Here is a 13,209-nt window from a genome sequence, read left to right as displayed (position 1 = left end):
TGTGGCTGGAATGTTCCCCAACGAAAAGAGGACCCGGGCCTATGGCCGGGTCCTCCCGATAGCTTCTGCCTTTTATCTCTTCGAGGGAGCTACGCTGCCGAACGGACCGTATCGAGGAAACTCGAGACTTCCGTCTTCAGATGCACCGCCTGGCGCGACAGTTCGGTCGACGAACTCAAGACCTGCGATGCAGCTGACGAAGAATCATTGGCAGCCTGATTGACACCGATAATGCTGGAGGAAACTTCTCGCGTTCCTTCCGCAGCCTGCATGACGTTGCGGGAGATTTCCGACGTCGCTGCAGCCTGCTCCTCGACCGCAGCAGCAATCGACGCCGCGATTTCGCTCAATTCGCCAATCGCATTTGTCGAGGCACTGATGGCCACCGTGGAGCCCTCCGTTGCCGTTTGGATGTTTTGGATCTGCGTGGAGATATCCGAAGTTGCCTTCGCAGTCTGTTCGGCGAGAGCCTTCACTTCCTGAGCGACGACGGCGAAGCCCTTGCCGGCCTCTCCCGCACGTGCTGCTTCGATCGTGGCGTTGAGTGCGAGCAGGTTCGTCTGCTGCGCAATTTCCTGGATCAATGTCACGACGGAACCGATTTCATGGGCCGCTTGCGACAATGTCGTAATGCGTTCCACCGTATTGTCGATCTCCTTGGCAGCGTGGCTTGCCTTGCGAGACGACGCGTCAGCCTGACGACCGATTTCCTGGACAGCGCCTGCCATCTCTTCCGTGACGCTAGCGACACTTCTGACGTTTACCGAGGCCTGCTCAGAGGCTGCGGCAACGGACGACGATTGAGCGCTTGTCTCTTCCGCAGCCGCCGCCATTGTACTTGCCGCCGATTGCAACTGAGAGGATGCACTGGCGACGAACTCGATGATGGAACCAACCTTGGTTTCAAACTCATCGGCAAGATGCATCATCGCCTTACGGTTCTCGACCTGCAGCTTCTCGCGCTCCGCAGCGGCTTCACGCTCATGTTCCTGAGAGCGGATGATGCCGTCCTTAAAGACCTTGAGCGAGGCAGCCATGCGGCCGATTTCGTCGCGATCCGTTATACCCTTCGGCTCAGCAGTCATATCGTGCTTCGCCAGACGTTCCGTCACACCAGCAAGGGATTTCAGACGCGTCGACACGCTCACGTAAACGAGTGCACCCAAGAGAACGGTACCCAGCAGAATGACGGATGCTGCGACGGCAACTGCAAGATTCAGTCGCTCTGCCGCGGCGGCAGCCCCTTTTGACGCCCCCCTCAGCATCACAGAGAGCGCCATTTCAGCTTCGTTCAATGCAGTCGAAACCTCGTCCAGGCTGGCCGTCGTGTGCGCCTGCAGTTCGATGGTATGCGCAAGATCAACGGTCATTGGGTCCCGCATGGCTTCAATCTGCGGTTTCGCCGCATCCGTTACCCACGTGTTCCACGCATCGCTAAACCGGTCTAAGGACGCACCGACACCCGCGAAGAACGTCGATGTCAAACGGCGCACGCTTTCGAGATCTGTAGAAACCTTCTTAACGTCCTTCTCGAAGTTCTTCACCTTTGCGCGGTCGCCCGTGATGAGAAAGTGACGAAGGTCGGCAACCAGCTTGTTAGAGCCATCCCGCAGCTCAGTCATCCTAGACAGTGCCGCGATGACGTCGAACGTTACTTGCGACGCTTTATCCACCTCATCTGTTTGCACCTTCACGACCGCAAACGACCCGAGGGCTACGAGCGAAAGCGCTGCAAAAGCGCCAACCATTTTTTTTGTTACTGAGATATTGTTGAGCATGGCATTGCCTATCAGAACGCTGGGGTACGGCGCCGTGAAAGCTCCGTCAGATTGATTTCCACGGTGATCGCGCCAAACGCGTCACCACTGTCTTTGTCGGCAAGCGTCATGCTGACCTGAGATGTCCAGATCTTCAGACCGTCGTCGAACTCCGGCTTGTCAATAAAGATTTCTGTCGGCCCAATGGCGAAGGTTTTTTGAAACTTCGCCTCATCGCCCTGCCAGTAGTCTGTCGTAATGGAGCTTTGGCCCACATTGAGTCCATTCACATCCATTATGAAGATCTCTTTATATAGACCAACGGACGCAGCTTGGCGTTTCAAGAGATAATTCGAAAGCGGACTCGCGATCGTTGCCGAAATCAGCGGCTTATCATCAGCCTGCGCTTCCTCGCGCCACGTTTTATCGAGCTCGTCAATCTCATCCTGCGTCAAGACACCATGGCGCTGATTTTGGGCCTCGACAGCCAGCTTGACGATGGGCTGACTTGACCAACCCTTGATCTCTTCGATCACATCCGGCGTAATCAGGCTTTCAACACGCCCCGGAAACTCCTGAGCCAATGACGAAGATGCAGCCAAGCACATGAGTGGAATAAATGCGAAATTTCTCATCATCACTCTCCCCCAATCCTTCCCTTTCCTGATCACTACAGGAATCACGATAAAAAATGACTTAATATGCATATTGAAAATAGGTAGTTACGCTTTTCTGCTCTCATTGTGGCTTAGGCAACCGAAATATTCCCTACATCCTCAACGTTCGGCCATAAGGAAAACTATTACCGGCTAAACTCCCGTAATTGCGGGCTTTTGCATCCGATTCAATTGAGGCTCGAGGTGTACGGTGCACAGCCCCACTTCAAAACGAGAGCTATTTCTCGCCGACGTATTTAATTTTGAAAATGTCCATATCTTTTTGGTGCCTATCGTTGACACCCAAGCAGAAGTCCGGGTGACATCTGCCGCAAAACATCTCTAACCACGGACAACATCAAACCATATAAGTTGCACAGACTCCCGCATGCGGACGCTTGTATGGCCTCCCGCACAATTTCGAAAAAATACCAATTTAGGTGCTTGCGACGTCTTACCTAAGGCGCACCAAATAATGCGCGCCCGAAAGCAAACAAATGCTCACGCGCCACTCGATCGGAGCCTCATTCAAAGCGTACATAGTACGATCGAGCCGGATCAAAGGAAGGCCCGGCGCAATTTCTAACGCCTTCGCTTCTCGCTCCCCCGCAGCGACGGCCGTAATCCGCTCTTCACCGTGAGAAACTGTTAAACCGTATTCTTTTTGGAAGTGATCATAGAGCGTGTTGGGAATGGTCTTTTCCTTGACGAGCCCAGGAAAAAACTGGCGTGGCAACACGATCGTTTCGTAGATCATAGGCTTACCGGCGTGGGTACGCACGCGTGAGACCCGGATGACCTCTGCGCCCACATCGAGCTTTAGCCGTTCCCGCTCTTCTTTGTTGGCACGCGCAATACTCATGCGTGTGTTTTGCGAGTCCGGCTCGATATGCCCCCCCCCATCCTCAAACAGGTTGAAGAAGCGGAAGAGCATCTTGTCCGGCGTGTGTTCCGCCACGAAGGTTCCGCGGCCCTGACGGCGCTCTACGAGATTATCGACGGCCAAGGCATTGAGCGCCTTACGCACGGTCCCCTGGCTGACACCTATCTCTCGCGCCAGTTCGAACTCGCTCGGAATGAGCTGACCTGGCCGCCATACTCCCGTTCGAATGCGATCAACAAAGATCGCCTCTACCTGAGCGTAAAGAGGCTGTGCCGCGAGCGCCGTCGTTAGTTCGGCGCCCGATGGGGAAGCTTCTTTCGAATTCGGCTTGCGGGTTGCGCTCATGTCTTATGTCTTATACAAGAGGTCGATGTGTGTGCAATTTATTTCACATAGCGAAACAGAGGACGGACAGTGGCAGAAGTTCCCCATTTCCTGGTTCACAGCCCAAAGGACAACGTTGGCGTCGTTGTCATCGAAGGGCTCAAAGCCGGCACGGACATGCTCGGCGTAATCACTGAGACGAATACGACTCTCAATCTTACCGCGCTTCATGACATTCCGATCGGTCACAAGGTCGCCCTGAACGATCTCGCAGCTGGCAGCACCGTCATCAAGTACGGCGAGGACATCGGAAAAATGGTCGGAGACGCCAGCTGTGGCGGTCACGTTCATGTTCACAACCTAAAGACCAAGCGCTGGTGAGGACCAAGGGAATGGCGTCGCAATATTCGAATCTTTCGTTCAAAGGCTATCGGCGTGACAACGGCCGCGTCGGCGTCCGTAATCACGTGGTGATTCTGCCGGTTGACGATATCTCAAATGCCGCCTGCGAAGCTGTCGGCAATAACGTCAAGGGCACGCTCGCCCTGCCGCATTCTTACGGACGGCTTCAGTTTGGCGAAGATCTGGAGCTTCATTTCCGCACTCTGATCGGCACAGGCTCCAACCCCAACGTAGCGGCCTGTGTCGTTATTGGTATCGAGCCTGGCTGGACCAAGCGGATCGTCGACGGAATCGCGAAGACAGGGAAACCCGTAGCGGGCTTCTCCATCGAGCAGAATGGTGATTTCAAGACGATCATGGACGCGTCGCGCCAAGCTAAGGAGTTTGTCCACTATGCGACAGAACTCCAACGTGAGGAGTGCGGTATTTCCGAGCTTTGGGTGTCGACGAAGTGTGGTGAAAGCGACACCACAACCGGGCTTGGCTCTTGCCCGACCGTCGGCAACATGTACGACAAACTTCTGCCAGAAGGGATCTACGGTGTCTTCGGCGAAACGTCGGAAATCACAGGTGCAGAACATATCTGCAAAGCCCGTGCAATCAATCCGGAGGTTGGCGAGCGCTGGTACAAAATGTGGAAGGCTTACCTGGATGACGTCATCGAAGCGAACAAGGTCGATGACCTGTCTGAAAGCCAGCCGACAAAGGGAAACATAGAAGGCGGCCTGAGCACGATTGAAGAGAAGGCACTCGGCAACCTTGAGAAGATCGGACGCACGAGCCGCTACATCGACATACTGAAGCCTGCTGAAGCTCCAGCTTCCGGCCCCGGCCTCTACTATATGGACACATCCTCAGCGGCGGCGGAATGCGTCACACTGATGGCGGCTGGTGGGTATGCGGTACATACGTTCCCAACGGGTCAGGGCAATGTGGTCGGCAATCCAATTGTTCCGGTCATAAAGATTTCGGCCAACCCAAGAACCGTACGGACGATGAGCGAACATATCGATGTAGACGTCTCGGGAATTCTTCGTCGTGACATGACGCTTGATGATGCAGGTGATGCGCTAATCGAAATGATCGTGCGCACGGCGAACGGGCGCAATACGGCGGCAGAAGCGCTCGGCCACCGTGAATTTGTCATGACAAAACTGTACAGAAGCGCATAGTTCACGAGCACTTTTGAGGAAACGCGGGAGAAATAAGAGCCGATACGGCCGGTTCTCCTGTCCAATAAGACTTCACCAGGTTCTGGGAAGCGAAAAAGCTCAGCAGTAATTCTTATTTGGGCTCGGCGATATCGCTTCCTAGCTTCTCCAGGTGAATAGCCAAGGGAGGACGAACTCAAAATGTTGTCTGGATCCAAATCTCTTTTCAAGACAATCGCTGCGGCGACACTGGCTCTCGGCTTTGGCACGGTAGCTAGCCAAGCTGACGACTTTCCTTCTAAACCCATCAACTACATCATTCCGTTCGGACCCGGCGGTGAATCCGATATCACCGCACGGCATCAGCAGCCGTTCTTCAAGAAGATGTTCGGCCAGGACCTGGTTATTTCCTATAAACCCGGCGGCGGTGGTGCAACGGCATGGGCCCAGCTCAATTCGATGCCGAATGACGGCTATACGATCATGGGCATCAACCTTCCGCATATCATCATCAAGCCGATGCAGAAGGATGTTGGCTTCAAGACAGAAGACCTCGCCGGCTTCTATATGTTCCACTACACGCCGGATGCCATCGTCGTCACAAATGATAGCCCGTTCAAGTCGCTCGACGACCTCATCAAGTTCGCCAAGGAAAAGCCGGGTGAGCTGACCTTCTCCGGATCGGGCAAGGGCACGGCCAATCACTTGGCACAGGTGACATTTGATAAGCTTGCCGGTGTCAAAACAACCTACGTACCGTTTAAGGGGACGGGTGCAGCGGTTCAGGCCCTGCTTGGCAATCAGGTTGTGGCAAGTTGGGGCTACACATCCGTGGGTGCCAAACATGCCGACAAGGCCCGCATGCTTGCCGTCGCCATGGAAGAGCGCCATCCCGCTTTCCCTGACGTTCCTACTTTTAAGGAACTCGGGTTCGACATCGTCTCCGGTGCCTATCGCGGAATCGCAGTACCCAAATCTACCCCACCAGAAATCCAAAAGAAGCTTTCGGATATGATTGGCAAAATCAATGCCGATCCGGAATTCCGCAAGCGCATGGAAGCTGACGGGTTCTCGCTCGTTGATGTCGGCGTCGATGGCATGGAAGCGTTTCTCGCAGAAAAGGCCAAAGGATATGCCGAAGCTGCGAAGGAAGCCGACGTTATCAAATAGCTTTTGCGTCTAGTCCAATAGCAGGCTTGAGGGGGTACTCATGGCCGCGATAGAGCACTTGCTAGCGGCGTTGAGCCCCTTCAATGTCCTGTTGGCCTTGGGAGGCGTAATAGCCGGCACAATTGTCGGCTCCCTACCAGGGCTGACCGCGACGATGGCCGTGGCGGTTCTCGTTCCCATCACATTCTCGATGGAGCCCGCTTCGGCACTTATCTTGATGGGTGCGATTTACACGGGTGCCATCTATGGCGGCGCGTATGCCGCGATACTTCTCAACACACCCGGAACACCTTCCGCCATCGCCACGACTTTCGATGGCTACCCGATGGCCAAGCGGGGCGACGGCGATCTCGCTATGACGATTGCGTGTCTCGCTTCGGTTGTCGGCGGCCTAGTCGGCGCCCTGTTCCTAATGGTGCTAGCCCCGCCGCTCGCCGGTGTGGCTTTGGCCTTTGGTCCGGTGGAATACTTCTGGCTCGCTGTCTTCGGTCTGTCGCTGATTGCTTCCCTTTCCGAGGGGAACCTGCTCAAGGCGCTTATGGGTGGTTGCCTGGGGCTTTTGCTTTCAACGGTGGGAGTCGCTGAAGTCAGCGCGGATATCCGGCTGACCTTCGGTTCCCAGGTGCTTATTGGCGGCATCGAGACTGTTTCGGCACTGATCGGGCTGTATTGTATACCGGTTTTGATTGACCTGGTCGCAACGCCAGCGCGTCATCTTAAGGTGACTCAAGAAAGCAAGGGTTTGCGTTTGCGCGAAGGCCTCGCGCTTTCCTGGAAACACAAATTCAACTTGATGCGCTCATCGATTGTCGGGACGTTCGTCGGCATCCTGCCAGGAGCTGGCGGTTCGATCGCAGGTCTTGTTGCCTATTCGGAAGCGATGCGCTCGTCGAGAAATCCCGAGAAATTCGGCAAAGGTGCACCTGAGGGCATCCAGGCTTCCGAATCCGCAAATAATGCCACTGTCGGCGGAGGTTTCATTCCGACATTGGTTCTCGGCATTCCCGGAACGCCACCTGACGCGGTTATCCTCGGTGCATTGCTGGTTCAAGGTGTGAAAGTCGGGCCCAACCTTTTCACGAGCCAAGGCTCGATCGTCTACACGTTTATATGGGGCTTGTTTCTCGCGACGATTCTCATGCTGCCGGTCGGCTTGCTGATCGGTCGCTACGCTTATCGAACGATCATTACCATTCCGAAGGCTCTGTTGGTTCCGACGGTCGCCTTCATGACGTTGATCGGGTCTTATTCCATACGGAACTCGACCTCCGACGTGGCAATCATGGTTATTCTCGGCTGCATCGGGTGGGTTCTCGGCCGGTTCGGGTTTTCCGCTTCACCGATCGTTCTCGGCCTAATCCTTGGGTCTATTGCCGAGCAAGGCTTCGTCCAAGCCTGGACCATCGGGGCGGCCACGCACAACCTTGGCGGCATATTCTTTGGCCGGCCAATTTCGATAGCAATAATCCTCTTTATCGTCCTCTCGCTGTTCGGACCTTCTCTGGTTCGATTCATTCGCGGCAAGAAGGAGCGCCCAAATGACGGCTGAGTCGCAGGCCCGAGATACCGCAACGCCCTTTATGGCTGCCGCCTTTGCCGGTCTTGCCACCCTAGTCCTGTGGGACACGACCAGCTACACCGATGCCGATTCCTTCGTTTTCCCACGGACGATTGCCATCGTGCTTATGGCGCTTTCGATCGTCCTCGCGCTGCAGTGGCTTTTCGGGTTTGGTAAAACGAATGGACAAGCCGCCTCCGGCGCCTCAACATTCCGGCGGATCGTGCTTGCCGCGGCAATGTTGGGCGGAGCACTGGCGATGCCCTATCTCGGCTTTCTGCTCGCTGGCCTCATCGCATTTGCGGTGATCCTCGTTACTGCGATGTACGATCCCTGGACGCCCTATCGCCTGGTCGTCTATCCCGTCGCCGGCGCGGTGATCGTTGGAGGTTTCTACCTTCTCTTTTCGCGCGCACTTCAAGTTCCCCTCCCCACTGGACTCTGGACAGGCTTCTAGACGCAATGAAAATCACGAATATCCGAACGGGCATCGGACCGATCGCGTCCGACATACGCAACGCGTACATTTCCTTCTCGACCATGACCATCAATCTGGTCGCGGTCGAAACAGATGTCGTTCGCGATGGCGCGCCCGTCATTGGCTACGGGTTCTCGTCGAATGGCCGCTATGCGCAAACCGGCATCATCAAGGAGCGCTTCATCCCGCGCATCCTGGAGGCGGACCCGGCGACCTATGCGGATGAAGCAAACGGAACAATTGATCCGCAAGCTGTCTGGCGTACTTTCATGTCAAACGAGAAGCCGGGTGGCCATGGAGATCGGGCTCACGCCGCCGGCGCGCTCGACATGGCCGTGTGGGACGCTACCGCGAAGATTGCCGGCAAGCCCCTCTGGCGCCTTCTGTCCGAACGGTACAACGGAGGACAGTTTGATGAGCGTGTACTCGTCTATCCGGGTGGTGGCTACTATTACCCTGGGAAAGAACTCGACGGCCTCAAGGCCGAGATGCACGGCTACCAGGAGCAAGGTTACAAGCACGTCAAGATGAAGATCGGCGGGGCCGATTTAGCTCTCGATGTGAAGCGGATCGAAGCTGTGCTTGAGGTCGTCGGCGACGGAAGCCATCTGGCTGTCGACGCCAACGGCCGGTTTGATCTCGAAACCTCCCTCGCCTACGGACGGGCAATGGAGCCCTATGGCTTGTTCTGGTATGAGGAAGCTGGCGACCCGTTGGATTACCGGCTCAATGCCGTTTTGTGCGAACACTACGCGGGCCCAATCGCCACGGGTGAAAACCTGTTCTCACATCAGGATGCGCGCAATCTTCTGCGGTACGGCGGCATGCGTCCGGATCGCGACTGGATCCAAGTCGATCCGGCGTTATCTTACGGCCTGAGCGAATATCTCCGTTTCCTCGACGTCGTAAAAGCGCATGGATGGTCGCCGCGGCGTCTCATCCCGCACGGCGGGCACCAGCTCGCGCTGAATATGGCTGCCGGACTGCAGATGGGCGGCTCGGAGAGCTACCCGGGCGTGTTCCAGCCCTATGGTGGCTTTGCCGACAAACTTCCCATCGTCGACGGCTATGCCACCCTTCCTGAAGATCCCGGCCTGGGCATCGAATTGAAACCAAAGATGTACAGCGAGATCCGCCGCCTGTTGGACTACTAAGCCATGCCAGATATCGTTATCTCCGAATTCATCGACGCCGCTCCCGTGGCAGCGTTGCGAGAAAAGTACGACGTGCTGTCCGACGAGACATTGTGGGACAAGCCTGCAGAACTTAAGGCTGCCCTAACCGACGCCGTAGCCATTATCGTGCGCAACCGCACCCGGGTGACCGCAGAGGTCATTGTGGCGGCACCCCGGCTGCGCGCGGTCGGACGCCTTGGCGTCGGGCTCGACAACATCGACCTTGCCGCCTGCCGTGCCCGCAATATCGCCGTGCTTCCCGCAACCGGTGGTAATGCCGTTTCGGTGGCGGAGTATGTGCTCTGTGCCTCCATGTTACTTTTGCGAGGGACCGCATTTTTTGGCTCGCAGCGGCTCGCAAACGGTGAGTGGCCGCGCGCAGAAATGAGCCAGGGCCAGGAAATTTCCGGTAAGGTTCTCGGCCTGATCGGCTTCGGGTCCATCGGCCAGTCAACCGGCGAGCTTGCGCGCAATGCTGGATTTGTCACGCTGGCTTATGATGACTTCGTGCCAGCGGACAGTCCCGCCTGGGCGCAAACGGAACATGTCTCGTTGGACGACCTGCTGGCGCGATCCGATGTCGTCAGTCTGCACTGCCCTTTAACGGATGACACGCGCGGCCTCATCGGAGAGCGTGAAATCAATTCCATGAAGCCCGGTGCTATTCTGATCAATACCGCGCGGGGTGGGATTGTCAGCGAAGCCGCCGTTGCTGCAGCCTTGCGGAGCGGGCATTTGGCCGGCGCGGCGCTGGATGTGTTCGAGACTGAGCCGATAGACAAGGATTCTGCTGCTGCATTCAAAGGACTTGCGAACGTCATTCTAACGCCGCATATCGCCGGCGTGACACGCGAGGCTAATATTCGCATCAGCGCTGTGACGGTCGAAAACGTTCTTAACGTCCTGAACAACAACGAGACACCATGACAACCACCCGAGTTCCAGTCGAGGAGCTGCGCGCGCTTGCCGAGCGTTGCCTCATCGCGGCCAATACCAGCGAATGGAATGCCCAATCCGTTGCCAAAGCCTTGGTGCAAGCGGACATCGACGGGCAGAAGGGACACGGCGTCGTACGCGTCGCGACTTACAGCGCCCAGTCGCGGACCGGTAAGGTCGATGGTCACGCGAAGCCGAAGATGACGCGAACGCGCCCCGGCAGTCTCATGATCGACGTCGCGAACGGCTTTGCGTTTCGCGCTTTCGAGTTGGCGACCGAGGAACTGCCCAAACTCGCGCATGAGACCGGGATCGCGGCGGCCGGCTTCGTACGCTCACATCACGCCGGTGCGCTCGGGCAAGCGGTGGAACGGCTCGCTGATGCCGGCATGATGGCGATGATGTTCGCCAATACCCCGCACGCGATGACAGCCTGGGGCGGCAAGCGCGGCGTTTTCGGAACCAACCCCATTGCCTTCGCGGCTCCGCGCGCCAACGGTGCGCCCATCATTATCGATCTGGCTCTCTCGCAAGTTGTGCGCGGCAAAATCCTCTCTGCAGCTCAACGCGGCGAGCCTATTCCTGAGGGCTGGGCCAACGATGCCGAAGGCCGCCCGACGACGGACGCCAAAGCCGCGCTTAAGGGGACTGTTCTGCCGATCGGAGGCCCGAAGGGTGCGGCTCTCGCGCTGATGGTAGAAATCCTCGCGGGCTCATTGACCGGCGCCAATCAAGCCTTCGAAGCGACCTCCCTCTTTGACGGCGAGGGCAATCCTCCCGGAATCGGGCAATTCCTCATCGCAATTGATCCGGGAGCTTTTGGAGGTCCGGCGGCTGCTCAGAAAATCGAGCTTCTTGCGAGCACGATCGAAGCCGATACAGGGACCCGCCTGCCGGGTGCAAGCCGTCGCGAGACGCGTGAAGCCGCCGCTCGCGACGGTGTCAGCATTGAAGACGGTCTTCTCGCTTCACTGAACGAAATGGCGCAACAGACCGCCTAAGACGGCGGTCTGGACTATCGTAACGACCGAACGTGTAAGCGGCGACGCGTTGCTAAACGCGCGCGCCCGTCGGCTGGATGATGATGCTGCCATGATCGCCGCCAATGATCTCTTCGTCTGACAGCTTGAAGTTCTCCATCGCCACAGTGCCGTAGCGTGAGAAGTAGTCCTTCAACGACCGCTCAATCCCCGGATCATAGTCAGGCCGCGCGACATGCGTTGCGCCTTGCGTGACGTGGACGACTTTGCCGTTGCGAACAATCAATTCGCCGTTCTTGAACACGAAGAGTGGTGTCGCGAACATGGCTTCGCGATCTGGGTTATCCTCATAGACGGTGATGTCCGCACATGCACCAACGCCAAGATGGCCGCGATCCCGCAAGCCCAGACTCCGTGCAGGCCCAGCGCGGGTCATGATCGCAATCTCGTAAAGCGTATACTCACGATCCAGCGTACTCAACGTGCTGGACGCGGCCGCATCCGGATTGATCTTCTGCATCATGTCGTTGCGGAAGCCCTTGTCCATCAACAGCCTGATAAGATGCGGGTAACACGTGAACGGTGCGCCATTCGGGTGATCTGTGGTCAAGAAGATGCGCCAGGGATCGTCGATCAAGAGGAAGGTCTCAAGGCCAATCGCCCATTGCAGAGCGTTGACGAAGCTCTTGTCGCGATAACGCATGGGAACGACACCGCAACCGGCATCGCACTCGATGTCCATGACGACCCACTTGTTGGGATGCGCGCTCTTTGTATTGCCGTACTGGCGCATGCTGTCGCCGGAGGCCGTACACGTCTGGCCGAACAAGACCTGACCGACGTCGATCGAGACGTTCTTGTGTTGGTTGACCATTTCGGCAACGCGTGCCGCACCTGAGGAAAACTTCCTGTCCCCTTCCGTGCCGTAGCTATGGAACTGGATGTGGGTCAGGTGGACGGGCAGGTCTTCCATTGCCCGGATGGTGTTGAGGGTCGTTTCGACGTTACCAGGAACGCCCAAGTTGCAGCCATGGACATGGAGGGGGTGAGCGACGCCCAGTTCCTTCAATCCGCGCGCAAGCGTGACGAGGATATCGCGTGGCGTGACGCCATAGTATGAGTTCTGTTCGTCCAGGTCTAACTTACGCTGGTTGAACTTGAACGCGCTGATCCCGCCCGGATTGACGACCTTGACAGCGATTGCCTGCGACGCGTGCATCGTCCAAGCGATGTAATCCTTGATGGCTGCGAAATCCTGCCGTCCCGCGAGCTGGCGCAAGAAAAAGTCATCGCTGCCCAGCATTGCGAACGCGCCCTTGTCGACCATCGGCGTGTCGCCCATTTCCATATGGGCCTGGCGCGCGTTGGCAGGCAGCATGGCGGGCTCAAAGCAGGCGGTGTAGCCCATTTCTGCGTACCGGTAGCCGGTCGTGAGCGTGGACGGAACCGCGTGACCGCCGCCAGCTCGTGTAATGTCGGTGTGCGCAACCTCATGACCACGATGGTCGTCGGGCAGCATCATCCGGCCGATGGTCATCTTGCCACCACCGATGTGCGTGTGGGGATCAATGGCGCCAGCCATTACGACCCTTCCACGAAGCCCGTATTCCTGATCGACGCGCGCATCTGCCGGCGGCGAAACAATCCGACCATCTTGGATATAGATGTCGCGAACTTCTCCGTCGATGCCATTAGCCGGATCGTAGACCTTCGCGTTAGCGAGCTTTATCAGCATTATT

General features: G+C 57.0%; 12 protein-coding genes. 8 read left to right on the top strand and 4 right to left on the bottom strand.

Annotated elements, in window-relative coordinates; all coding sequences use genetic code 11:
• Window positions 1-89: 89 nt before the first annotated feature.
• The 3 genes from YBN1229_RS08660 to YBN1229_RS08650 form a co-directional block, all read right to left on the bottom strand.
• Window positions 90-1,778 (bottom strand): methyl-accepting chemotaxis protein, encoded by a 1,689-nt coding sequence (locus YBN1229_RS08660; protein WP_046478013.1) that lies wholly within the window; start codon window positions 1,776-1,778, stop codon window positions 90-92.
• An 11-nt stretch (window positions 1,779-1,789) separates the two neighbouring features.
• Complete coding sequence (locus tag YBN1229_RS08655) at window positions 1,790-2,395, bottom strand: hypothetical protein (protein ID WP_076605301.1); 606 nt, start codon at window positions 2,393-2,395, stop codon at window positions 1,790-1,792.
• A gap of 472 nt (window positions 2,396-2,867) precedes the next feature.
• Window positions 2,868-3,641, bottom strand: coding sequence for a GntR family transcriptional regulator (locus tag YBN1229_RS08650; RefSeq protein WP_046478012.1), 774 nt, complete (start codon window positions 3,639-3,641; stop codon window positions 2,868-2,870).
• Window positions 3,642-3,710: 69 nt separating this feature from the next.
• Here YBN1229_RS08650 and YBN1229_RS08645 point away from each other — a divergent pair, with 69 nt between their 5' ends.
• The 8 genes from YBN1229_RS08645 to YBN1229_RS08610 all read left to right on the top strand — a co-directional run bounded on the left by YBN1229_RS08645 (window position 3,711) and on the right by YBN1229_RS08610 (window position 11,491).
• Window positions 3,711-4,001 (top strand): UxaA family hydrolase, encoded by a 291-nt coding sequence (locus YBN1229_RS08645; protein ID WP_046478011.1) that lies wholly within the window; start codon window positions 3,711-3,713, stop codon window positions 3,999-4,001.
• A gap of 11 nt (window positions 4,002-4,012) precedes the next feature.
• On the top strand, window positions 4,013-5,194 hold the full coding sequence (locus YBN1229_RS08640) for a UxaA family hydrolase (protein ID WP_046478010.1): 1,182 nt from the start codon (window positions 4,013-4,015) through the stop codon (window positions 5,192-5,194).
• A gap of 180 nt (window positions 5,195-5,374) precedes the next feature.
• Window positions 5,375-6,343, top strand: a complete 969-nt coding sequence (locus YBN1229_RS08635) for a tripartite tricarboxylate transporter substrate binding protein (protein WP_046478009.1) — start codon at window positions 5,375-5,377, stop codon at window positions 6,341-6,343.
• A 40-nt stretch (window positions 6,344-6,383) separates the two neighbouring features.
• Window positions 6,384-7,892 carry a tripartite tricarboxylate transporter permease gene (locus YBN1229_RS08630; protein WP_046478008.1) on the top strand — a complete coding sequence of 503 codons (1,509 nt, stop codon included), beginning with the start codon at window positions 6,384-6,386 and terminating at the stop codon, window positions 7,890-7,892.
• Window positions 7,882-8,358, top strand: coding sequence for a tripartite tricarboxylate transporter TctB family protein (locus tag YBN1229_RS08625; protein WP_046478007.1), 477 nt, complete (start codon window positions 7,882-7,884; stop codon window positions 8,356-8,358). The genes YBN1229_RS08630 and YBN1229_RS08625 overlap by 11 nt, the downstream gene beginning before the upstream one ends.
• A 5-nt stretch (window positions 8,359-8,363) precedes the next feature.
• The gene (locus YBN1229_RS08620) at window positions 8,364-9,533 is read left to right on the top strand and encodes a mandelate racemase/muconate lactonizing enzyme family protein (RefSeq protein WP_046478006.1); all 1,170 of its coding nucleotides are present in this window, start codon (window positions 8,364-8,366) and stop codon (window positions 9,531-9,533) included.
• Window positions 9,534-9,536: 3 nt separating this feature from the next.
• Window positions 9,537-10,481 (top strand): hydroxyacid dehydrogenase, encoded by a 945-nt coding sequence (locus tag YBN1229_RS08615; protein ID WP_046478005.1) that lies wholly within the window; start codon window positions 9,537-9,539, stop codon window positions 10,479-10,481.
• Window positions 10,478-11,491 carry an Ldh family oxidoreductase gene (locus tag YBN1229_RS08610; protein WP_046478004.1) on the top strand — a complete coding sequence of 338 codons (1,014 nt, stop codon included), beginning with the start codon at window positions 10,478-10,480 and terminating at the stop codon, window positions 11,489-11,491. Before YBN1229_RS08615 ends, YBN1229_RS08610 begins: the two co-directional genes overlap by 4 nt.
• A gap of 52 nt (window positions 11,492-11,543) precedes the next feature.
• On the opposite strand, the gene YBN1229_RS08605 is transcribed toward YBN1229_RS08610, so the two are convergent.
• Window positions 11,544-13,205: a formylmethanofuran dehydrogenase subunit A gene (locus YBN1229_RS08605; protein ID WP_046478003.1), complete on the bottom strand. Its 1,662-nt coding sequence runs from the start codon at window positions 13,203-13,205 to the stop codon at window positions 11,544-11,546.
• Window positions 13,206-13,209: the final 4 nt, after the last annotated feature.

It is taken from the genome of Candidatus Filomicrobium marinum, from assembly GCF_000981545.1.
In the GTDB taxonomy this organism is placed as follows: domain Bacteria; phylum Pseudomonadota; class Alphaproteobacteria; order Rhizobiales; family Hyphomicrobiaceae; genus Filomicrobium; species Filomicrobium insigne.
The sequence above is the reverse complement of the archived record's forward strand: the minus strand, read 5'-3'. Positions and strand labels throughout refer to the sequence as shown.

Coding starts and splice junctions, on each gene's coding strand:
- YBN1229_RS08660 (WP_046478013.1), bottom strand. CDS start 1,778: ATGCTCAACAATATCTCAGTAACAAAAAAAATGGTTGGCGCTTTTGCA.
- YBN1229_RS08605 (WP_046478003.1), bottom strand. CDS start 13,205: ATGCTGATAAAGCTCGCTAACGCGAAGGTCTACGATCCGGCTAATGGC.
- YBN1229_RS08615 (WP_046478005.1), top strand. CDS start 9,537: ATGCCAGATATCGTTATCTCCGAATTCATCGACGCCGCTCCCGTGGCA.
- YBN1229_RS08635 (WP_046478009.1), top strand. CDS start 5,375: ATGTTGTCTGGATCCAAATCTCTTTTCAAGACAATCGCTGCGGCGACA.
- YBN1229_RS08610 (WP_046478004.1), top strand. CDS start 10,478: ATGACAACCACCCGAGTTCCAGTCGAGGAGCTGCGCGCGCTTGCCGAG.
- YBN1229_RS08655 (WP_076605301.1), bottom strand. CDS start 2,395: ATGATGAGAAATTTCGCATTTATTCCACTCATGTGCTTGGCTGCATCT.
- YBN1229_RS08650 (WP_046478012.1), bottom strand. CDS start 3,641: ATGAGCGCAACCCGCAAGCCGAATTCGAAAGAAGCTTCCCCATCGGGC.
- YBN1229_RS08630 (WP_046478008.1), top strand. CDS start 6,384: ATGGCCGCGATAGAGCACTTGCTAGCGGCGTTGAGCCCCTTCAATGTC.
- YBN1229_RS08640 (WP_046478010.1), top strand. CDS start 4,013: ATGGCGTCGCAATATTCGAATCTTTCGTTCAAAGGCTATCGGCGTGAC.
- YBN1229_RS08625 (WP_046478007.1), top strand. CDS start 7,882: ATGACGGCTGAGTCGCAGGCCCGAGATACCGCAACGCCCTTTATGGCT.
- YBN1229_RS08620 (WP_046478006.1), top strand. CDS start 8,364: ATGAAAATCACGAATATCCGAACGGGCATCGGACCGATCGCGTCCGAC.